This is a genomic window from Cupriavidus sp. C2SS-8b (genome assembly GCF_057073745.1).
In genome coordinates this window covers 404,005-424,780 of the sequence record NZ_CP172717.1, presented here as the reverse complement: position 1 = coordinate 424,780, position 20,776 = coordinate 404,005, and the positions used below count along the sequence as shown (strand labels likewise).

Genomic DNA, 20,776 nt, shown 5'->3' with positions numbered 1-20,776 from the left:
GTCAGGAAACCTGGCGCAGGTGGTCGCGCCAATAGGGTTCCCGCAAAGCGGTCTTGAGGATCTTGCCGGCGCCCGACAAGGGCAGCGCTTCGACGAAGCTCACGCTGCGCGGGCATTTGTAGCCAGCGATCAGCGTCTTGCAGTGGGCAATCAGCTGTTCCGCGGCGACCTGCTGGTCCGGCTTCGCGACCACTGCGGCGTGCACGGTCTCGCCCCAGTCCGCGCTGGGTATGCCGATGACTGCGCAGGCGGCAACAGCGGGATGCTGGGCCAGTGCGTTCTCGACTTCGCACGAGAAGATGTTCTCGCCGCCGCTGATGATCATGTCCTTCAGGCGGTCGACAACAAAGATGAAGCCATCTTCATCCATATAGGCGCCGTCGCCGGTATGCATCCAGCCATCGCGTACCGCGGCGGCGGTCAGCTCGGGCTTGTTCCAGTAACCCTGCATCACGTTGGGGCCGCGCACGATGACCTCGCCGACAGTGCCGCGCGGTACTTCGTGGCCTTCGTGGTCGACGATACGCACTTCCACGCACGCGCCGGCACGCCCGGCCGCCCGCATCTTGCCAAGCTTGCGGCCCTCCTTGGTGTGGTAGCGGGACGGCAGTACCGTCGCCAGCGGCGACAGCTCGGTCATGCCGTAGGCCTGCACGAAGCCGACATTGGGCAAGGCCTCCATGGCGCGGTCGAGCACAGCCTCGGACATTGGCGAGGCGCCATAGATGATCATCTGCAGGCTGCTCAAGTCGCGCGGCTGCCGCATGGCCGGATGATCCACCAGCATCTGGATCATGGTGGGCACCAGGATCACATGCGTCACGCGGTCGCGCTCGATGGTCTGCAGCAGTGCTTCCGGGCTGAATGCCGACAGGATCGAATGCGTGTTGCCGACCACCCAATGCGCGCCGGCCACGCCCATGTCGGCCAGGTGGAACATCGGTGCTGCATGCAGGTACACCGCATCGCTGGGCCCCACTTCCTCGACGGCCAGGGCGAGCGCCGAACTGACGATATTGTCGTGGCTCAGCATCACGCCTTTCGGGAAGCCTGTCGTGCCGCCCGTATAGAAAATGCCGGCCAGGTCTTCGCCGTGGCGCGTGGCGTCGGGAACCGGCTCATGGTTGGCGATCAGTGCCTCATAGCCGTGCATGCCCGGCGGCAGCTGCGCATCGCCGCAATAGATGATCTCGCGCAGGCAGGTGGTTTGCTGGCGTATCGGATCGACCAGCGCACGCAAGGCCTCGTCCACCAGCAGTATGGTGGTCTCGGAATCCTCAAGCGAATACGCGATCTCCGCCGCGGACCAGCGGGTGTTGCAGGGGTTGAGCGCGCCGCCGGCCCACGGCACCGCCATCTGGTATTCCAGGTAGCGGTCCGAATTGAGCGCCAGCATGGCAACGCGGCCGCCGGGCTGCAGGCCAAGGGCCTGCAGGGCCCCGGCCAGCCGCGCGACGCGGTCCGCGAATTCCCGGAAGGTGCGCGTGCGTTCGCCGAACCGCACCGCAGTCTGATCCGGTCGCTGCTGCACCGCCCGGTGCAGCGCCTGCGTCATGTACATCATGGTTTGCTGTCTCCGTTGTTTTCTCTTGGAATGACTGAATCGCAGGACCAGAAGGCGCCGTGGGCTCGGGCCAGCGAGTCGAGTTGACCAGGGCCGATGCCTTCGAACTCGACGATGCGGATACCCGTGAGCGGCGGCGTCATAGCGGCAGCTTCCGCGCGATCAGTTCCTTCATGATCTCGTTGGCGCCGCCGTAGATCTTCTGCACGCGCGAGTCCGCATACAGCCGTGCGATCGGATACTCGGCCATGTAGCCATAGCCGCCAAACAGCTGCAGGCACTCGTCGGTCACCTTGCACTGCTGCTCGGTACACCACCACTTGGCCATGTAGGCGGCGGTCTCGTCGAGTTCGCCATCGAGCAGGCGCTGGATGCAGTCATTGACGAACGAGCGCACCACATGAGCCAGCGTGGCGCATTCCGCGAGCTTGAAGCGCGTGTTCTGGAAGCCATAGAGCGGCTGCCCGAATGCCTTGCGCTGCTGCGTGTACTCGAGCGTCAGCTCGACCGCGCGTTCGATGACGGCCGCTGCGGGCACGGCCAGCAGCAGGCGTTCATATGGCAGCTGGCTCATCAGTTGCCCGAAGCCCTTGCCTTCGACTTCGCCAAGCAGGTGATTCGCCGGCACGCGGACGCCGTCGAACGACAGCTCGGCCGTATCCGATGCGTGCTGCCCCAGCTTCTCCAGCCGCCGCCCGACCTGGAAGCCCTTCAGGTTCTCGGTCTCCAGCACGATCAGTGACACCCCGCGGCTGCCCGCGTCGCCGGTGCGCACGGCCACCACCAGCAGGTTGGCCGTGAAGCCATTGGTGATGAAGGTCTTGGCACCATCGATGACGTACTCGTCGCCCTCGCGCCTGGCGCGCGTGCGCAGCGCCTGCAGGTCGGAGCCGCAGCCCGGCTCGGTCAGCGCAATGCCGGCCAGCATCTCGCCGCTGGCCAGCTTCGGCAGCCAGCGCTGCTTCTGGGCTTCGGTGCCGTAGTCCAGCAGGTAGTGCGCGGCGATCGTGTGCACCGCCGTATTGGCCGGCACTTCCGCCTTGGCCAGTTCGTCCTGCACCACGAGCTGGTAGGCAAGGCTCGCGCCCACGCCGCCGTAATCCTCGTCGATCTCGGGCAGCAGGAATCCCATGTCGCCGAACGGACGCCAGACTTCGCGCGGGATATACCCCTGGCGGCGCCAGCCGTCCAGGTGCGGCGACAGCTCGCCCGCGACATAGCGGCGTACCTGTTCACGGAACGCTTCGATATCGTCATCCATCCCGGGATGACGGAGCAGCTTGGGCAGCATGGCGATGTCTCCTTCAGGTTCAGATGCCGGTGAGGCCGCCGGTGCACATCAGCGTCTGGCCGCTGACGTAGTCGGACTCCGGCACGCAGAACAGGTACACCGCGCCGGCGGCCTCCTCCGGGGTGCCACCGCGGCCCAGCGGAATCCCGCGTTCCATGGCGGCCATCAGGTCCGGGTTGACGCCCACCTTGATCTCGCGCCCCTCGATACTGGCCGTGGCATTGCCGCCGGCCGTGGCCTCGGTCAGGCGCGTCTTGATCAGGCCGTAGGCCACGCAGTTCACCGTGACGTTCATGCGGCCCCACTCCTTGGCCAGGGTCTCGGTCATGCCGATGATGCCGGCCTTGGCCGTCGAGTAATTGGTCTGGCCGGCGTTGCCGAAGATGCCTGCCACCGACGAGATGTTGACCACCTTGCGCACCACGCGCCGGCCGGCCTCGGCATCGGCCTTCGACAACTGGCGGATCACCGGCTGCGCGGCGCGCAGGATACGGAACGGCGCCGTCAGGTGGCAGTCAAGGATGGCGTACCACTGCTCGTCCGTCATCTTCTGGATCACGTTGTCCCAGGTATAGCCGGCGTTGTTGACGATGATGTCCAGGCCCTTGTATTCGCTGATGGCCGTACCGACAAAGCGCTCGGCGAAATCCGGCGCGGTCACCGAGCCGGCGCAGACTACTGCCTGCCCGCCGGCGGCGCGGACCTCGGCCGCCACTTCCTCGGCCGGTGCGGCGTCGAGGTCATTGATGACCAGCCGCGCGCCTTCGCTGGCCAGCTTGAGGGCGATCGAGCGGCCGATACCGCGGCCGGAACCGGTGACAAGGGCAACCTTGCCGTCGAGCTTGAGAGTCATGGAATTTGTCTCCGTCAATGCGTCAGGAAAAATCGGACCGCAGCGCAACCCGCCTCCGCATGCTGCGGCGCACGATGCCGGATCCGGCCAGCGTGCTGGCGCGTCCGCGTGGCGCGCAAGTGCGGATTGCCTGCCCGGTGTTCGCCATGTTAGAAACACGCCCCGGAGCCAGCAATTACGCATTACATCGATCGCATGGCAGAAAACCTCAACCCCGGAGGCAATCCCAAAGTGACTGCGCGAGCCCCTGTAACGATATCGGTCATCTTCCTGCGTGGCCTGCTGTCGGGCGTGCAGGCGCAAGGGCAGCGCATTGACGAACTGCTGGCCGAAGCGGGCGTATCGGCGGAGTTGCTCACGCACGCGGGGGCTCGTGTGACCGCGGCGCAGTACGCTGCCGTGTTCCGCATGGTGATCGAGCGCTTCGGCGATGAATGCCTTGGCTTCCTGTCCAGGCCGCTGAAGCGCGGCAGCTTTGCGCTGATGGGCCGCAGCGCACTGAGCGCGCAAACGCTGGAAGTTGCCCTTCGGCGTATCGCGCATACGTTCTGGCTGTTGCAGGACGACGTCGTGGCGGAGGTCCATCGCGACAACGGGGCCGCATGCGTGGCGTTTCGCTTCACCAATGCAGAGACGGAGCAGAAGGCGTTCGTCCACGAACTGCTGCTGCGGGTGTTCTGGCGACTGATTGCCTGGGTGGCGGGCGGCCGCCTGCCGGTCACGCGGTTCGACTTCGCCTTTGCACGCCCGCCGTATGCAGGCAGCTACGGCAAGATTTTCCCCGCAGAGATGGCCTTCGAACGGCCGCTGACGGCATTCTGGTTTGACGCATCGTGGCTGCAGCGTCCGGTGCGGCGAGACGAAGCGGCGCTGCGCGCCTTCATGGCCGACGCGCAAACCAACATACTTGTGCCGCGCCGCGCCGACGAAGTCACCAGTACCCGTGTGCGCGGTTACCTGCAGCGTTCGCAGCCTGCGTGGCCAGACCTGGCGGCGACCGCCGAGTCCCTGCACATCTCCACTGCGACACTGCAGCGCAAACTGGCGCTGGAGGGTACGTCATTCCAGGCCTTGAAGGACGACCTGCGGCGCGATATCGCCATCGTGCGTCTCAATACCAGCGCCGTGCCGTTGTCGGAACTGGCGCAGGAACTGGGGTTTACGGACAGTGCCGCTTTTCAGCGCGCGTTCAAGTCGTGGACGGGGAGCGCGCCGGGGGCCTATCGGCGGGGAAAGAGCCCTCAGGATTGCATTGCATAAATGGCGTTAAGCGCCTTCTTCCAGCCATGTGAAAGTTTTTGTTGGTGCGTGCCAGGGAGCAGCCCATGCAGATAATGGAATCGCCCATTCGCAGCGCGACAAGCCATGTCACCCACACGAACCACAAGCTGCCTGCCCGAAGATCCGCGCCGCCTTAGCCGGCGGGAATTCCTGGCGCTGAGTGCCGGTGCCACCGCGCTCGGCGCACTTGGCTGGCCCGAGTGCCTCGCGGCACGCGAAGATGGTTGGAACGCAGGGCAACTCATGCACCTGATTCCGACCGCCAGCCATGACCGGTTCCTGATCAAGGCATCGTTCAGGCAACCGCTGCAGGCGGCACCGCAACTGGCCATCGGCGGCAGGCTGGTGGAGGGTGCGCGGACCGATCCGGACGGCCGCTTCTGGCGATTCGACGTGGCATCGCTCAGCCCCGCAACGCAGTACGAACTGCGGATTGTGGATCCCGGAGGCGCACCGCTTTGCGATGCATGGCCATTGAAGACCTTCCCTGCGCCCGATTCCGTCCCGGAGCGCTTGCGGATCCTGTGCTACACCTGCGCCGGCGGCTACGACGGCAAGGCACTGGAGGAAGGAAAGACAACCTGGCTCGACATGGGCGCGCGGCGCCGGCTGCTCGCCAAGGCCATGTCGTTCCACCCCGACGTGGTCATTGCCAATGGCGACCACATCTACTGGGACCAGTTGACCTCCCTGAACAAGGGCGCCGAGTTTGCCAGGCACGTGCGCGCGAACTTCTGGGACAAGTTCGGCGGCCCGATGGATCTCTCGGTACCGATGCTGCATCCGAGAAACCGTCCGATCTTCCTTGGCGTCTGCGATTACCAGATTCCGGGTCTTTATGGCACCGCGTTGCGGTCCACGCCGTCGTTCTTCCTGACGGACGATCACGACAACTTCGAGAACGACGAATTCGACGCAACGCTTGCAGCGTTGCCGCCTGACAGCTATGGCACGGTCGGCGCGGAGCAAACGCAGCATCTGTATTACCCGGAGTTCCTGCCCGATCGAAACCAACCGGAGTGGCTGCCCGGTGGAGACAAGGCAAGTGCCCCCGCCGGGACGAACATCTGCTTCGGCACGTTGCGTTACGGCAAGCTGCTCGAAGTGGTGCTTTACGATTGCCGGCGCTATCTCGACCAGAAGGGACAGCACGCAAAAGTCGTCCCGCAATGGGTCGAGGACTGGCTGGTTGCGCGGACCCGCGCGGAGGACACCGTGCATTTCATGCACTGCCCGTCGCTGCCGTTTGGCTACTCCTCTGGCAAGCTCGGCGACTGGTATCCCGATGCGCTCGATCCGCAGGCCGGCAAGCTGGTGATGTACCGGTCCAAGCCTGGCTGGCAGAGCGGCTGGCTGGCACAGCATCAGCGCCTCATCGCGGCGCTGGCGGCGCAGCGCAAGCGCCAGCCGGTCCTCATCCAGGGCGACTTCCATGCGTCTTCGGCCGGAAAAATCCTGCGCTCCGGTGAACTGCGGCTGGCACGCCCAGTCCATGCCATCCTGACCGGCACGCTGGGTACGGGGGACATGGCTTTCCCCTCCTCATTCCGGAAGATGGAATCCACGCCGTCGCAACTCGTCAGCATGGACGAAGCACTCAAAGCCACGGAGAAAAATGGCTTTACCATCATCGATGTCAGCCCGGACAGGCTCAGGTTCAGCCTGTTCCTGTGGAGACCACCGCAGTCCGTGGAACTGATCGACAGGATGGAGCCGGCACTGGTGTACGAGGTCCCTCGCTGACCATCGTGCCGCACCGGCTCACGCCACGTCAGGCTCTGCCGGGTCGCATCCGCCGATGTGCCGTCCAGAACAGAACCCGCAAGGCATAGCCACCTGCTCGCCTCGCTGAACCTGAGTGTCCGTGGCCGCTTCAGTCGGCAATGGTCTCCAGCGCCCTACCCCGGGTCTCGATGCCGAACCGGGACACGATTCCCGCTGCCGCGAGAAAACACAAGGCGCCCAGACAGAACACGCCAGTTTGCCCCGCGACCGGCAATACCAAGCCGACGAGTGCCGGCCCGAGCAACGAACCCAGGCGCCCCACCGTCGATGCCATCCCGCAACCCGAGGCGCGCGCACGCGTCGGATAGAGCTCGGGCGTGTAGGTATAGAGCACCGCCCACATGCCGAACATGAAAAACTGCATCATGCCGCCGGACAGGAACAACGCCGTGGCATCAGTCCCGGAACCCGCGACCCTGCCGTAAATGAACACCATGCAGGCACCGCCTACCAGGGTCGCCACGCATGTCGGCTTGCGTCCCAGGCGCTCCACGGCCCATGCTGCGCACAGGAACCCGGGGATGCCGCCAATGGAGATATAGACCGTATAAAGGACGGATTTGGTGACACCGACGCCGGACTGCTGCAGCAATGCACCGATCCAGGTATTCAAGCCATAGAACCCCAGCAGCGCGAAGAACCAAAGGCCCCACACGGTCAGCGTCCGGCTGCGATACGCCTGCGACCACAGTACGCGCAGACCCGATGCGGCTTGCTCTGCCTCGGCGATCATGGGGGTGACTTCGGGCAGCGCGTCGAGCTTCAACCGGCGCATCACCGACTTCTCGATACGTTCCACCACCTCGGCCGCCTCCGCATGCCGGCCTCGCGATTCCAGCCAGCGCGGGGATTCCGGCACATAGCGGCGGATCACGAGCAGGAAGACCGCCGGTACCGCGCCGAGCAGGAACATGGTCCGCCAGCTATAGGCGCTCAGGACGTAGTAGGACATCAAGCCCGCACAAATGAACGCGATCGGCCAGTTCCCGTCCATCAATGCCAGATACTTGCCGCGCTGGCGTGCCGGAATGAATTCCGACATCAGCGTCTGGGCCAACGGCAACTCCATGCCCATGCCCAGGCCCAGCAGGACGCGATAAGCGCCGAGCTCCATGGGGCTGCTGGCGGTGGAGCAAAGATAGCTGCCGACGCCCCAGATAATCATGCTGACCTGGAATACCGGCTTCCGGCCGAACCGGTCCGCCAGGACCCCGGAACAGATAGCCCCGATGGCCATGCCGACGAAGCTCGCACTGCCGAGCATCCCGGCCTGGGCAGAAGACAATCCGAACTCCGTCCGGATCGAGCCCAGCAGATAGGTCATCATGGCCAGGTCGAGATTATCGAAGAAGAAGGCCAACGCAATGACGGCGAACAGAAAACGGTGGTAGCCGCATACGGGTAGCCGTTCCAGCCGGTCGCCGGTGCGCACGCGCATCAGCTCGAGTGGGGTGTGTTTCATCTTGTCTCCAGTAGTTTCAATGCCCGCGCTTGTAGGCGCTGATGGCGTTGCGATACGCATTGATGCGTGATCGCCTGCTACTGTCGCGTGGAGACGCCCCAGAGGCCCGTGCGAGAACGCCAAGCTATGTCTCGCAGGTGCCAAGCGATTTTCTTTGGTCCCAAAAAAGAGAGATGCCGAAGCATCTCTCGTATCGTCGGATATCCGCGGCCTACCTCGCAGCGAACTTGTGAGGATCGAACGCCTCGGGTCCCAGGCCGGAAAGCGTGGCGCCGGACGGGAAGGGATAGCGCAAATACGGCGCCTTCGGCTGGCCCGGCGGCGAGTACTGGCCGTCAGCCAAGATGCGCTTCTTCGCGCTCAGCTCACGAATTTCGCATCGATAGGCAACGATCTGGCTGGCTGCGCCATCCTCGATCGGCGAATAGTCCTTCTCGGGCCGGAATTTGTCCAGCGCCTGGTTTTGGTGGGCACGCACTTCCTCCGTGCTCTCCCGAAGTCTCACTTCGCATCGTGCAATGACGCTGTAGTACTCGAGGCTCGTGTTCTGCCCCTTGGGCGCCTTCAGTAGCGCCACCGGCCGATCCACCTCGATCGTCACGCGCGGATTCGCCCGAATCGCTGACGCAAGCTTGCCGAATCGCGAACTGTGGATCAGGAACGCGTCACCGGTAAAGGTAAAGCTCTGTGCAGTGACGTAGGGAAACGGCTCGTCATGCACCGCAACCCGGCAGATCAGTTCATCCTTGAGGAACGCCTCGATGGCTGGCCAGTCCGTCCAGGCCAGGTCGGCACGACGCATTTCACTGTGAAAGTAGGAGGGTGTCTCGATGGTCATGATATGGCTTGCTGTTGAGCCCGGAATTGCCGCATCTGCGCACGTTCAGGACCTAGTCCAATGCCCCGCAGCGGCAGGCGGAGGGCCTCCTCCAGCCATTCCAGCAGGGCTTCCAGTTGCGGGGGCAGCGGCGAAGCGTCGTCACGCGGAATGGCGTCCGCTTCGAAAGCCGGAAACCGCATCACTCGCGCGCCTTCGCCATCGCATGCGTCAACGACGACAGGAATGCATCGATCGCGCGTCCGCGCGAAGGCCGCCAGGCTGTCGCATTTGTTCAGGTAGATCTCGTCGACTCCGAATTGCCGGACGGCAAGCTGGAGTTGAGCGACGCCGAGCAGTCCTACGCGACGTGGCCGTCCGGTCCCTGTGCCATATTCGTTCGACAGCATCCTGATTGCCACGCCGATGGAGAACGGGTCCTCTTGCGCGAGCAACGCGTGTGGATCGAAGCGCCGAGCCTCGTCGGCCTTTCCGCGTCCGCTGCGCGCCGCCTCCGCACAGTAGGTCTCGGATCGCTGCGCGCCGAGTTCCGTAGGCAACGGCCCGCTGCCAACGCGGGAGACGATGGCCTTGGCCACGCCGATGGTCTTGCGGTGATAGCGGCATGGAAGGTCGCCGCCCACGTAGGCATAGGAAGGCAAGGTATGGCTGGACGTCACCCACGGCTGGGTGCCCTGCACGACATCGAGCATGACCGATTGCGCGCCCTCGAAGAGAACCCGCGCACCGCCTTCCACACGCCGCAGCAGCGAGAGCGGATCGTCGCTCACGAAGGGCCGGACCACCCGCCACGCGTGACGCATCCCATGCATGAAGACCGGGACACTGTCGTCTTCGCGCTGGGCCACTAACCGCATCATCTGTTCGAGTACCAGGCTTTCGTCCTGCGCCAGGTCGCGCAGTTGAAACGCCGATCGCTCACCGCCCCGCATGCGTGCCGCCAGGTCCGCATAGCAGGGTCCGATGCCGTTGCCCGTGGTGCCAATATGCCCGCCATCCTGGCGGTCGGACAGGATATGGGCGGGCTGGACGACTGGACACCGGTCGCTGATGGTCAGCCGTCCGGCCAGGTCGATCCCTTGCGCGGTCAGCATTTCGATTTCGGACGCCAGTTGCTGCAAGCCGATCACGCAGCCTGACCCAATGTAAAGCGACGCACGCGGATGCAGCACGCCGGAAGGGACCTGGCGTAGCCGCAAGGTGCCGTCAGGCGTGACGATGGTATGGCCCGCATTGGCGCCACCGTTGAAGCGCGCAATCACGTCATACTCCCCGGCGAGGTGGTCGATCACCCGGGCCTTGCCCTCATCGCCGTATTGCAGCCCTACCAGCACGTCCGCATACCCTGCTCTGGTTTCGGTGCCCATCGACTACAAGTCCAGCGCAAACGTTGCTTCGATCTCGACCGGAGCGCCAAACGGAAGGCTCGCTACGCCCATCGCCACGCGTGCGTGGCGCCCACGCTCGCCGAAGATCCGGTTCAGAAGTTCAGACGCTGCGTTGATGACCAGCGGCGCATCGTTGAACCCGGGTTTCGCCGCAACGTAGCCGCCCACACGAACCACGCCGCGGATCCGTTCGAAGTCTCCGTCTACTGCCGCGGCAACCCAGCCCAGCAAGTTGGCCAGGCACAGTCCCGCCGCTTCCTGTGCGGTTTCGACCGTGATGGCGTCGGGAACCGTGCCGACGAACGCCGGTTTGCCGTGCTGTAGCGGCAGTTGTCCCGATACCGTCAGGAAACCATGGTGCAGCGTGTAGGGAACATAATGCGCCTTGGGAATTTCGGCCGCGGGCAAGACAATGCCGGCAGCCTGGATACGATCCATCACTGACATACTGACTCCTCGACTTGGAAAGATGCCGACGGAGCTTGCATGGTGCATGGTGCTGGCCATCCGCCGACACCCCGACTGTGCCGCACGGTGCCCCATGCGAATCGCGCGGGGACGCCAGTTGATGTCGCGCAGACGCCAAACTGCCTGCGCTGACTATTCCCCTGCCATATCCCTGAAGTACTCGGTGGGTGTCATGCCGAGCGCGCGCCTGAACATGGCACTGAAGGCACTCGGACTCTCGTAGCCAAGCTGCAAGGCAATGTCCGTGACATGGCATCCCTCGGCGAGCAGCCGTACCGCCGCCATCAGCCTTGCCTGCTGCTTCCAGCGGCTGTAGGTCATGCCTGTTTCGTCCGGAAACAGGCGGATGATGGTCCGCTCGCTCGCGCCCACCGACCGGCTCCACGCTTCTACGGAGGTCTCATCGGACGGATCCTCGAGAATCTTCGCGCAGATCTTGCCTAGCCGCGGATCCTTGGGCATCGGCAAGTGCAGCGGCACGACGGAAAGCGGCCGCAGGTCCTGCAAAAGCAATTCGACCACGATGCCATCACGACCGCTTTCGTCGTAGGCCACGGGCATGCGGACCACCGCCGAAATCAGCTCTCTCAGCAAGGGCGGGACGGCGACGACGCAACAGTCGCGCAGCTCTCCCGGAATGGCATCGGCACGGATATAGACCGTTCGCATCTCGACGTCGCCGCAGGCTTGCATGGCATGCTCGACGTCACAGGGCACCCACACCGCGCGCTGCGGCGGGACCACCCACGATCCGAAGTCGGTGGTCACCAGGATGGCGCCGACATAGGCGTAAATCAGCTGGCCGCGTGGGTGGGAATGCGCGCCGATATAGAATCCATCCTGCAGCTTGCGCGCCATGCCGCCCACCGGCCGGTCTATCGCCTGGTAGTCATCCCGGTTTTCGCTCTTTCCAAACATGGCGTCTTTGCGATCGTCGTTGTCATCCAGGGGCGCGCCGCACCGTACGCCGGCAAGTATCTTTGGCCGGACGCAAATTGCGTCGCAATGATCGAATGGAATCGAAACATCGATCCAACAGTCTGGAGCCAAATGTAATGTCAGTGTATCGAAACTTCAATCAGGAACAGCTGGACCAGCAGTACAACGTCAGGGCGGGCATCCCCGGCTTCCAGGACATCTTCGAAGCATGGGAGAAGACCAGCGCGGCGTTTCGCCGCGCTAATCCGGTAAGGGAAAATCTTGCCTACGGTCCGGACATCAAGCAGGCGCTGGACTTCTTTCCTGCGCGCACCGCAGGCCGTCCGTTGCTCGTCTTTATCCATGGCGGCTATTGGCAATCGCTGGACAAGTCCGACTTCAGCTACGTTGCGGCGCCCTACCTGCAGCACGATGTCAATGTGGCTGTGGTGAACTACCGCCTGGCCCCTGATGTCGGCATGGCGGAAATCGTGCGCGACAATCGCGATGCCGTGGCCTGGCTTTATCGCCACGCAGCGGAACTGGGATTCGACGCGAACCGGATTTTTATCTCGGGCCACTCGGCCGGCGGACATCTGACCGCCACGCTCGCGGGAACCGATTGGGAAACGCTCGGCGTACCTGCGGATGTCGTCAAGGGCGGCTGCGCGATCAGTGGCCTGTATGACCTGGAGCCCATCCGCCTGTGCTATCTCAACAAGGCGGTCCGCTTGACCGAAGCGGACGTGGCAAGCTACAGCCCGATACACCATCTCCCGCTGGTAAAACTGCCGATGATCCTGACGGTCGGCGGAGATGAGTCTCCGGAGTACCACCGGCTCCAGCGTGAATACCAGGCACTGCTGACCGAATGCGGCTTTGACGTGCAGATTGTGCCGCAGGATGGCGGGCATCACTTCGATGCGGTCGATCTGCTTGGCAATAGCAACGGAGCCCTTTCAGCGGCTGTCCTGTGCATGATCGAGCCTGGCTGAAGGCTGAGTTCCGACCCGCCCGCACGCTTGCCGTCGCTAACCCGGCCAGCCATTGCAAGCGAACCGGCCGATCTCTCGCGAACGAATCGCTATCGGCCGGCGGTGAACCACATGTCGTCAAGCGTATGACGCGCAGAATGAAGTCTTTAAAACAAATACCGCATACCAGCATTGAACAGCCACCCCTGCACGCCCGCCGTACCCAGTGCATGCTGGTATGAAACCCGCCCGTAGAGCGACACCTTGCCTGTCGGCATGCCATTGATCCCCACCGACAACTGGTAGGCATCCCCAAGCTTCCCCGATTCAAAGCGCTCTTCGCCGACCTGTACGTTGGTGCCGCCCGTGAAGGCGTGAAAAAGGTCGAAGCCGAAGTACGGCGTCAGGCGCCCGGCCGCAACCGCTACGGGCCGGGTCAGGCGCAAGCCCGCGCGGCCTACCAGCTGATTCTGCGCGCCGATGTTGACCTCTAGGTCATCGATGTCGATGGTGTTGCGGAAGCCCACATGCTGCCCGACCAGTTGGAGCTGCGGCTCCAGATTCAATCCATAGGCCAGCGCGAACGGATAGCCCGCCTCGACCGACGCGGCAAAAAGGCTCCCGTTCATCGAACTGGCTCTGCCGCGTGCTTGCGTGGCGACGTCGCCGTCAAACCAGCCTCCCGAGAGGATGCTGTCTACGTACCACCCCGCGTTGCTCTGGTAAGTGCCGTAGCCGCTGACACGGTAGGTCGTGGCGCGCGTCCGGCTTTGGCCGTCCACGGCATAAGGTGAAACGTGAAGCCATCCGACCGAGCCCGCGAGGCCGAAGCGCCAGATGCCGTCCTCGCCCTCCTGCCTGAACACGTTGCCGCCCAGATGGATCGCCGCATAGTCGCCCGCGGCATCGTACCCATACCGCTCGAACGGCAGGTTCGTGGAATAGCGGAAGTTGCCACCATAGGCGCGAAAGAACATCTCCCCCGGGCCGTTGTCGCGCGCCACGTCGCGGTCGTCCCGGATCTCGCCAAGGCGGCGGTGCAGGGAGTCGATGTCGATCATCCCCGCGTGCAGGAATGCCGCGGGCGCACTGAGATACGAAGCGACCTGCGGCGCCACTTCCGGCCGGGCGTCGGCAGGCAGCGGCTCGTCCGGGCCGGGGTCCACGGGACCATCGGGCTCGACGTACGCACTCTGCAACCTGAAATCCCAATACGCCGACGCATTGCCGACCAGGGACGCGTTGGCATCGGCCGCCCCGAGCGCCGAGGCAGGACCATAGGCATACAGCCGATAGGCGTGCGGCGAGTTGGCCGCGGTGACATAGCCGCCCGCAAGCGAAAACGTATTCGCGGCAGCGCTGCCGGCAACCTGCACCACCGAGATCCCTTCCCTCGCATCGATAATGCCGTTGGGCGATGTCACGGCACCGGTGCTCGTCGCCACCGGCTTGATCCGGACAGCGGTGGTGCCGCTGGCATTGCCCGATATCAGCAGGCGATCCGAAAACTGCCGGGACAAGCTGCCGCCCGTATCGAGGAACGTATTGAGCGCTACCACGCCGTTGTTTCCCGCGTAGTCGGCGGTGACCGAGACGGTCCGGTACGCGTTGCCCGGTATCGGGCTCACTGCCTCGATCCTCCGTCGTCCCAACGGCAAGCCGGGCGCCGCCTGGACATCGATCACGCTGTTGTCGTTGCCGAGGTTCGTCAGCACGGAATTGCCCGTGACGTTCCAGCGGCTGCCATTCGACAGGTTCAATGTCGACCGGCTGTCGGCGCTGGTCAGCGCGGCGCCCGTAAGCGTCGATGCGCTGGCGTTCAGCGTGGCAATGCCTGGCACAGTCACCGGCGTACCGCCGGAGCTGTCCAGCCGGCCCTGCACCTGCAACGCGGCCACGCCGCTGATGACCGAACTGGTCGCGGTGATCGTGGCGGAACCGCCGGCTACGTTGATGGCGGCACCCGCATCGGACACGACCGAGCTGCCGGTCAGCGTAACCGACTCCGTGGTGTTCTGCGCTTGTCCCAGCAACGGCACCGGCGGCAACCCTGGCGACGGCGTCGGCGAGCCGTCGTCATTGGGCGGTGCCACGGGAGCCGCTGCCAAGGGGGCGTTGGCGATGGCGGTGGCCGAAGCCGCATCGGCAACGCCGAGCAGGTAGAGGCCTGCAGCACCGGCGCCTGCAGCATGCAGCGACGCATTGGTCGCGCTCAGGCGCCCGCCTGAGCTGATCCGTACCGCATGCGCCGCGGCGCCGCCTGTCGTCACGCTGACGCCGGCACCCTGTGCGTTCGATGTCAGATCGACCGCGGCATTGTCGATGTAGATGCCGTGGGCAGACGTGGCCGCACCTGTATCGATACGCCCGCCCGCCACGCTCACGGTGCTCTTCTGCCACGCGTAGAGGCCGATGCCGCCCCCAGTGGTCGCGATGTCGAAATCGCTGCCGGTATAGGTGCTGGCGCCGCCTTCGAAGATCGCGCCGTGGGCGCCGGCGCCGGAGGTCCGCACCGTCATGCCGTCGATGTTCGCCGAAGGCGCCCCGATCAGACGCAAGCCGTAGGCGTTCTGCCCCTGCGTGTTGAGCACGAGATTGCGAGCCTGCAGCGCGGAGCCGTTATAGGCATAGACGGCGTGGTCTTCGGCCGTCGCGGTGTTGACCGTCACGTCGCTCAGCTCCAGTACCGAGCCCGTCGCCTGCACGCCACGGGTCGCGCCATTGCCCGCGGTGATGACCGTGCCGTTCGCACGCAGCGTCGCGCCGTCGGACAGGTAGACGCCGTAGGCGCCGCCGAATACGGTGCCGCGCGTCAGTTCCACGGTGGTGCCTACCGCATAGACGCCAACGGCGGCGCCGCTGGAGATCGCCGTGTCCGTGGCGCGCAGGACGCCGCCGCTGCTGACGTAGGCGCCGTGGCCGTTCGCCTGCGTGCCGCTCAGGGAACCGCCTGTCATCGTGAGCGATGAGCCCGCACCATTGACCCACGTTCCCATGCCGGCGTCCCCTTGCGCGCCGAAGCGGCTCTGGGTCGCCACGGCGACCGCGCCGCCCGCGACGTAGATTCCGCGCGCGCTGGCCCCGGTGGCAGTGACTGTGGTGTTGTTCATGTTGAGCGATCCGCTGCTCACGAAGATGCCGTGCGCGCTGGTGCCCGCCGTGGTGATCGACGTGCCATCGACGGTCGTGGTTGTGTTGCCGTACAGGTACAGGCCGTACGCCGAGTTGCCACGGGTCCCGACTGCGCCGCCGGTCACCGACAGGTTCGTCGTCACGGCCTGGATGCCATAGGCATTGGCGCCTTGCGTGGTGACGATGGTGCCATTGAGCTTGCCTGTGGCCCCGTTGAGATACAGCCCGCGGGCATCGGCCAGACTGGTATTGACCGTGCCGCCGGTCGTCTCGATGGTGGCGCCAAGGTACGCGTAGATGCCGTACGCGCCTGCGCCCTGCACCGTGACATCGGTGTTGTTCAGCCTGACCAGCGCATTGGTCCACGCCAGCACGCCGTGGCCGTTGCCGGTGGTCAGCAAGGTGGAGTCGGAAACGGTGGCCGATGCAAAGCCGCCATAGGCGCGGATGGCATTGGCATCGGTACCGTCGGCAGACATGAACATGCGCGCACCCTCGAACACGGACGGACCGGTTTCTCCGGGGATGTAGATGCCGTGCGCGCTTTCGCCGTAGCCCTGCGCATAGGTGAGCCGCGACGGATCACTGCTGCCGACCACCGTCAACCTGCCGTTGGCCACGTACAGTGCGGTGTTGGGGGCTCCGGCGCGATAGTCGGACCGGATGTAGATGGACCCCGGCCCAGGGCCGAGGTCGGGATTGATCGTCGCGGCTCCGAGCCTCGCCACCGACACCCCGGCACCACCGAATCCCGTCGGGTATGGCGGCTCGGGATAGATGGTCGTGCCGCCCTGTATGACCCCGTCGGTGCCGAAGAACTGAAACGCCGTGCCGTAGTAGCCTGGCCCATACGTGCCGGAAGGCGTGACATTGGACTGGCCATGCACGGAGCCGGCGTAGACAAGTCCGGCGACCACCTTTGCCAGCGATGTCAACCGATGCTTGCCCACTCCTGCACGCCTGCGAGCAGTTCGTCGCCTGTTCTGCACGACCAGCATAAGCATCACCTTTCGCGGGCTGCTCAGTGACCATAGCGGGTAATTCGCCACAGAGCCCAGACCATGGCTGCCAATTCCATCTGGATTCGGATACCCCCACAGGCCGACGCCGGCGTGCCTGGCCGGTATCTGGCTATTTCATGATGTGGTAATGCAGATGGAAAGGGCAATTCACTATTTCTTTGGTGACATTTAAATGTTTTGTTTGGCCATTGGCGCCTTCAGTGTCGATCGCGGGGCGCTGGTCGCATGTTTTTGCACGCTACCCCATGCGAGGAACCCGGTCACCCGGACGGGTGACATTCTTGCGTAATCCGCTGCCGGCACGGCTGGCATTGCGCATGGTGCAAAATTGCACAACCCGATTAACGAAACCCACTTCACCTGGAGTCAGCATGAGTGAGCACCGAATCCCGACCGCCGGCCTGCATCGATGGGTCGTCGACCTCTGGCTGGCGGCCGGGTCCGATCAACGCGAGGCCGTGTTGACCGCCGACCATCTGGTCGGGGCCAACCTGTCAGGCCACGATTCGCATGGCGTGGGCATGATCCCCAAGTACGTGATGTCGTGGCAGGGAGATCAGTTGCAGCTGAACCAGCAGGTCAGCGTGGTGCATGAATCGGGCGGCATCCTGAGCCTCGATGGCAATCGTGGCATGGGCCAGGCCGTGACCGAGCAGGCGATGCGGCTGGGCATCGAGCGCGCGCGCGAGCATGGCGTATGCGTGCTGGGGTTGCGCCGCTCGCACCACCTCGGGCGCGTGGGCCACTGGGCCGAACAGGCGACTGCGGCCGGCATGATCTCGATCCACTTCGTGAACGTGCTGTCCAAGCCAATCGTCGCGCCGCATGGCGGCTATGATCCGCGCTTCGGCACCAACCCGTTCACGATCGGCGTGCCGGTGGCCGGACAGCCGCCGCTGGTGCTCGACTTTGCCACCAGCGCCATCGCGCTGGGCAAGGTGCGCGTGGCCAACAACAAGGGCGTGCCGGTGCCGCCCGGCTGCCTGATGGACGCGAACGGCCATCCGACCGACGACCCTGCCGTCATGTTTCCGCACCCTGGTACGCCGCAAGGCGCGCTGCGCACGTTCGGCGAGCACAAGGGTTACGTGCTGGCCGTGATGTGCGAACTGCTGGGCGCGGCCGTGACGGGCGGCCACACGATCCGGCCCGAGACGCTCACACACGAGCACGCGGTCTGGAACAACATGCTGGCCATCATCTTCGATCCGGCGCGGCTCGGCAGCAGCATCACGTTCGGCCATGAAGTGGAAGCGTTCGTCGAGTGGATGAAGGCCTCGCGCCTCCAGCCGGGGAACGATGCCATCCAGTTACCTGGCGATCCCGAGCGGGCCTGGCGCCGTGAACGTGCTGAATGGATTCCCGTGGATAGCGGCACGCTGACCCAGCTGGACGATGCCGCTGCGCGCGTGTTGCAGGCACGCGGCAAGTCGCCCGGCCCGCTTTCCGCCCTTGCGGCCAACTGAACAGGAGTTCCGACGATGACCACTACCCCGCATCTGCCCCAGATCCATCCGCTGCCTAACAAGTTTCGCGCCGACATCCTGGCACGCAAGCGCCTGATCGGCTTGTGGAGTTCGCTTGGGCAGCCCGTGACCAGCGAGATCATCGGCCTGGCCGGCTTCGACTGGTTGCTGCTCGATGGCGAGCATTCGCCCAACGATGTGCTGACGCTCGCACCGCAGCTGATGGCGCTGAAGGACAGCGTCAGTGCGCCGGTGGTGCGGCCGCCGTGGAATGACCCGGTCATGATCAAGCGGCTGCTGGATATCGGCTTCTACAATTTCCTGATCCCGTTCGTGGAGTCAGCGGAAGAAGCGCGTCGCGCGGTGCGCGCGACGCGTTATCCGCCGGATGGGGTGCGGGGCGTGTCGGGTGTGCAGCGGCAGAATCGCTATGGCACGCTGCCGGACTTCTTCAAGACTATCAACGAGAACATCTGCGTGCTGGTGCAGATTGAAAGCCGCAAGGGGGTGGAGGCGATTGCCGAGATCTGCGCGGAGCCGGGGGTGGATGGGATTCTTATTGGCCCGAACGATCTGGCGGCGGGGTATGGGCATCTTGGCAATCCGAATCACGCCGAGGTGCAGGCCGCTGTGCAGCAGGTGTGCGATGCGGCCAATCAGGCCGGGAAAGCGATCGGGACGCTAACGGCGGTGGAGGCGGATGCGCGGCGGTATCTCGATATGGGGATGCATTTTGTGGCTGTGGGGTTGGATCATGTTTTGTTGAGGGATGCGGCTAGGGGGTTGAGGGAGAGGTTTGCGTGATGGCGTTCTCTGGTTATGACCGGGTCGTCGCTCTTGGCTGGCGCCGCTGTTTTGCCGGCGTAGCCGGCGGGGCGTCTCTGGCAATGATTGGGTTTTCGCTCTTGGCAAACGCCGCTGTTTCGCCGGCGTAGCCGGCGAGTTACTTCTTGTCCAAGCGACAAGAAGTAACCAAGAAACGCGTTGACTTGCCCTAACGGGCGAATATTGATCGTAGCGTGCGAAGAATTTCGTACGGGTATTCGCTTCAGAGTCTGCCCGGCTGCCTGCCGCGTGGAGCGCGTCAGTCTGCAGGCTCTCCAGCAATGATTGAACCAGCCCCGAACCTGTCCGTGGCTCGACACTGCCCGCGATATCGCATCATCGCCTTCGGCTGCTGCGCGGCTCACTATTCGGCCAGCGGGACGACATCAACGGCGCAGATGCTGGTGCTTCCATTTCATGCCGTCCCCTTCGGTTTTCACTGAGTGCGCGCAGCGGCGCCGACACCATTCGATACTCTCCCCGTATCGTTGCAAACCCAATCAGTATTGGACGCAGCCCGGCAGCCGCTCATACGATGCAAGCATGGTGTCGAGCAATACGGACACCAGCACAGCGCCAACCGAGCGCCAGAGGTCGCCTCCCAGTGTCCCCGGAGGCACCGGCCGAAATGCCCCCCAGCCATCTTACTGAGATCAAGCATGACCAAGCCCTGCATCATTTCTGTCGCGATCACGGGATCCCTGCCGCGCAAGAAAGACAATCCGGCCGTGCCGATCACAGTGAGCGAACAGGTGGAATCGACCCAGGCAGCATTCGAAGCGGGGGCGACCCTGGTTCATCTCCATGTCCGCAACGATGACGAAACCCCCACGTCCAATCCCGATCGCTTTGCCCTGGTGCTTGACGGCATTCGCAAGCACGCGCCCGGCATGATTACCCAGGTGTCCACCGGCGGTCGCTCCGGGGCCGGCAATGAGCGCGGCGCCATGCTGTCGCTGCGGCCCGACATGGCATCGCTGGCGACCGGCTCGGTCAATTTCCCCACCCGCGTCTATGACAACCCGCCTGACCTGGTCGACTGGCTCGCCGCCGAAATGAAGGCCTACGGCATCAAGCCCGAAGTCGAGGCCTTCGACCTGTCGATGATCTTCCAGGCGGCAGCAATGCAGGCGGCGGACGCGATCGTCGGTCCCCTGCACATCCAGTTCGTCATGGGCATCAAGAACGCTATGCCCGTCGACCGCGACGTGCTCGAGTTCTACATTCGTACCCTCAAGCGCCTTTCGCCCGATGCGACATGGACCGGCGCCGGCATTGGACGCCATCAAATGACGATGGCTCGCTGGTCACTCGAACTCGGCGGCCACTGCCGCACCGGACTCGAGGACAATGTGCGGATGGACAAGAACACGCTCGCCCCATCCAATGCCGCGCTCGTGCGCCAGGTTGCCGAGCTGTGCGAGGAGTATGGTCGCCCGGTCGCGACCGCCGCTCAGGCGCGCGAGATGCTGAATCTGAACTGAGCCGTATCGGCGCATCGCGCGCGAC

At 64.3% G+C, this 20,776-nt stretch carries 16 protein-coding genes; 6 read left to right on the top strand and 10 right to left on the bottom strand.

Features of this window, described 5'->3' with window-relative positions:
* Position 1: 1 nt before the first annotated feature.
* The 4 genes from ACIGJB_RS18905 to ACIGJB_RS18890 are packed head-to-tail and all read right to left on the bottom strand — an operon-like array spanning position 2 to position 3,708.
* On the bottom strand, positions 2 to 1,561 hold the full coding sequence (locus ACIGJB_RS18905; protein WP_483734724.1) for a long-chain-fatty-acid--CoA ligase: 1,560 nt from the start codon (positions 1,559 to 1,561) through the stop codon (positions 2 to 4).
* Positions 1,561 to 1,707: a hypothetical protein gene (locus ACIGJB_RS18900; RefSeq protein WP_483733834.1), complete on the bottom strand. Its 147-nt coding sequence runs from the start codon at positions 1,705 to 1,707 to the stop codon at positions 1,561 to 1,563. The genes ACIGJB_RS18905 and ACIGJB_RS18900 overlap by 1 nt, the downstream gene beginning before the upstream one ends.
* Positions 1,704 to 2,855, bottom strand: coding sequence for an acyl-CoA dehydrogenase family protein (locus ACIGJB_RS18895; RefSeq protein WP_483733833.1), 1,152 nt, complete (start codon positions 2,853 to 2,855; stop codon positions 1,704 to 1,706). The genes ACIGJB_RS18900 and ACIGJB_RS18895 overlap by 4 nt, the downstream gene beginning before the upstream one ends.
* Before the next feature lie 19 nt (positions 2,856 to 2,874).
* Positions 2,875 to 3,708, bottom strand: coding sequence for an SDR family NAD(P)-dependent oxidoreductase (locus ACIGJB_RS18890; RefSeq protein ID WP_483733832.1), 834 nt, complete (start codon positions 3,706 to 3,708; stop codon positions 2,875 to 2,877).
* Between the two features lie 231 nt (positions 3,709 to 3,939).
* Between ACIGJB_RS18890 and ACIGJB_RS18885 the strand changes: the two genes are divergently transcribed.
* Both ACIGJB_RS18885 and ACIGJB_RS18880 read left to right on the top strand, forming a co-directional pair.
* Positions 3,940 to 4,968 carry an AraC family transcriptional regulator gene (locus ACIGJB_RS18885; RefSeq protein ID WP_483733831.1) on the top strand — a complete coding sequence of 343 codons (1,029 nt, stop codon included), beginning with the start codon at positions 3,940 to 3,942 and terminating at the stop codon, positions 4,966 to 4,968.
* Positions 4,969 to 5,073: 105 nt separating this feature from the next.
* A complete protein-coding gene (locus ACIGJB_RS18880; protein WP_483733830.1) occupies positions 5,074 to 6,732 on the top strand; it encodes an alkaline phosphatase D family protein in 1,659 nt (552 codons plus the stop codon).
* A 130-nt stretch (positions 6,733 to 6,862) separates the two neighbouring features.
* On the opposite strand, the gene ACIGJB_RS18875 is transcribed toward ACIGJB_RS18880, so the two are convergent.
* The 5 genes from ACIGJB_RS18875 to ACIGJB_RS18855 form a co-directional block, all read right to left on the bottom strand.
* Positions 6,863 to 8,236: an MFS transporter gene (locus ACIGJB_RS18875; RefSeq protein ID WP_483733829.1), complete on the bottom strand. Its 1,374-nt coding sequence runs from the start codon at positions 8,234 to 8,236 to the stop codon at positions 6,863 to 6,865.
* Positions 8,237 to 8,447: 211 nt separating this feature from the next.
* Entirely contained in the window at positions 8,448 to 9,074 is a 627-nt protein-coding gene (locus ACIGJB_RS18870; RefSeq protein ID WP_483733828.1) for a pyridoxamine 5'-phosphate oxidase family protein, read from the bottom strand.
* Positions 9,071 to 10,441 carry an adenylosuccinate synthetase gene (locus ACIGJB_RS18865; protein WP_483733827.1) on the bottom strand — a complete coding sequence of 457 codons (1,371 nt, stop codon included), beginning with the start codon at positions 10,439 to 10,441 and terminating at the stop codon, positions 9,071 to 9,073. Before ACIGJB_RS18865 ends, ACIGJB_RS18870 begins: the two co-directional genes overlap by 4 nt.
* Positions 10,442 to 10,444: 3 nt before the next feature.
* Positions 10,445 to 10,909 (bottom strand): RidA family protein, encoded by a 465-nt coding sequence (locus ACIGJB_RS18860; RefSeq protein WP_483733826.1) that lies wholly within the window; start codon positions 10,907 to 10,909, stop codon positions 10,445 to 10,447.
* Positions 10,910 to 11,062: 153 nt separating this feature from the next.
* The gene (locus ACIGJB_RS18855; protein WP_483733825.1) at positions 11,063 to 11,848 is read right to left on the bottom strand and encodes an AraC family transcriptional regulator; all 786 of its coding nucleotides are present in this window, start codon (positions 11,846 to 11,848) and stop codon (positions 11,063 to 11,065) included.
* A gap of 137 nt (positions 11,849 to 11,985) precedes the next feature.
* On the opposite strand from ACIGJB_RS18855, the gene ACIGJB_RS18850 reads away from it, so the two are divergent.
* Positions 11,986 to 12,843 carry an alpha/beta hydrolase gene (locus tag ACIGJB_RS18850; RefSeq protein WP_483734723.1) on the top strand — a complete coding sequence of 286 codons (858 nt, stop codon included), beginning with the start codon at positions 11,986 to 11,988 and terminating at the stop codon, positions 12,841 to 12,843.
* 146 nt (positions 12,844 to 12,989) lie between these two features.
* Here ACIGJB_RS18850 and ACIGJB_RS18845 read toward each other — a convergent pair whose 3' ends face one another.
* Positions 12,990 to 16,889 (bottom strand): autotransporter outer membrane beta-barrel domain-containing protein, encoded by a 3,900-nt coding sequence (locus ACIGJB_RS18845; RefSeq protein ID WP_483733824.1) that lies wholly within the window; start codon positions 16,887 to 16,889, stop codon positions 12,990 to 12,992.
* A 458-nt stretch (positions 16,890 to 17,347) separates the two neighbouring features.
* On the opposite strand from ACIGJB_RS18845, the gene ACIGJB_RS18840 reads away from it, so the two are divergent.
* The 3 genes from ACIGJB_RS18840 to ACIGJB_RS18830 all read left to right on the top strand — a co-directional run bounded on the left by ACIGJB_RS18840 (position 17,348) and on the right by ACIGJB_RS18830 (position 20,751).
* Positions 17,348 to 18,442, top strand: a complete 1,095-nt coding sequence (locus ACIGJB_RS18840) for a malate/lactate/ureidoglycolate dehydrogenase (protein ID WP_483733823.1) — start codon at positions 17,348 to 17,350, stop codon at positions 18,440 to 18,442.
* Positions 18,443 to 18,457: 15 nt separating this feature from the next.
* A complete protein-coding gene (garL, locus tag ACIGJB_RS18835; RefSeq protein ID WP_483733822.1) occupies positions 18,458 to 19,246 on the top strand; it encodes a 2-dehydro-3-deoxyglucarate aldolase in 789 nt (262 codons plus the stop codon).
* Positions 19,247 to 19,926: 680 nt separating this feature from the next.
* Positions 19,927 to 20,751 carry a 3-oxoadipate:acetyl-CoA acetyltransferase gene (locus ACIGJB_RS18830; RefSeq protein ID WP_483733821.1) on the top strand — a complete coding sequence of 275 codons (825 nt, stop codon included), beginning with the start codon at positions 19,927 to 19,929 and terminating at the stop codon, positions 20,749 to 20,751.
* Positions 20,752 to 20,776: the final 25 nt, after the last annotated feature.

What these genes read in the sequence shown, in the direction of transcription:
- ACIGJB_RS18905 (WP_483734724.1), bottom strand. Translation starts at nt 1,561, where the DNA reads ATGTACATGACGCAGGCGCTGCACCGGGCGGTGCAGCAGCGACCGGAT.
- ACIGJB_RS18900 (WP_483733834.1), bottom strand. Translation starts at nt 1,707, where the DNA reads ATGACGCCGCCGCTCACGGGTATCCGCATCGTCGAGTTCGAAGGCATC.
- ACIGJB_RS18895 (WP_483733833.1), bottom strand. Translation starts at nt 2,855, where the DNA reads ATGCTGCCCAAGCTGCTCCGTCATCCCGGGATGGATGACGATATCGAA.
- ACIGJB_RS18890 (WP_483733832.1), bottom strand. Translation starts at nt 3,708, where the DNA reads ATGACTCTCAAGCTCGACGGCAAGGTTGCCCTTGTCACCGGTTCCGGC.
- ACIGJB_RS18880 (WP_483733830.1), top strand. Translation starts at nt 5,074, where the DNA reads ATGTCACCCACACGAACCACAAGCTGCCTGCCCGAAGATCCGCGCCGC.
- ACIGJB_RS18875 (WP_483733829.1), bottom strand. Translation starts at nt 8,236, where the DNA reads ATGAAACACACCCCACTCGAGCTGATGCGCGTGCGCACCGGCGACCGG.
- ACIGJB_RS18870 (WP_483733828.1), bottom strand. Translation starts at nt 9,074, where the DNA reads ATGACCATCGAGACACCCTCCTACTTTCACAGTGAAATGCGTCGTGCC.
- ACIGJB_RS18865 (WP_483733827.1), bottom strand. Translation starts at nt 10,441, where the DNA reads ATGGGCACCGAAACCAGAGCAGGGTATGCGGACGTGCTGGTAGGGCTG.
- ACIGJB_RS18860 (WP_483733826.1), bottom strand. Translation starts at nt 10,909, where the DNA reads ATGTCAGTGATGGATCGTATCCAGGCTGCCGGCATTGTCTTGCCCGCG.
- ACIGJB_RS18855 (WP_483733825.1), bottom strand. Translation starts at nt 11,848, where the DNA reads ATGTTTGGAAAGAGCGAAAACCGGGATGACTACCAGGCGATAGACCGG.
- ACIGJB_RS18850 (WP_483734723.1), top strand. Translation starts at nt 11,986, where the DNA reads ATGTCAGTGTATCGAAACTTCAATCAGGAACAGCTGGACCAGCAGTAC.
- ACIGJB_RS18840 (WP_483733823.1), top strand. Translation starts at nt 17,348, where the DNA reads ATGAGTGAGCACCGAATCCCGACCGCCGGCCTGCATCGATGGGTCGTC.
- garL (WP_483733822.1), top strand. Translation starts at nt 18,458, where the DNA reads ATGACCACTACCCCGCATCTGCCCCAGATCCATCCGCTGCCTAACAAG.
- ACIGJB_RS18830 (WP_483733821.1), top strand. Translation starts at nt 19,927, where the DNA reads ATGACCAAGCCCTGCATCATTTCTGTCGCGATCACGGGATCCCTGCCG.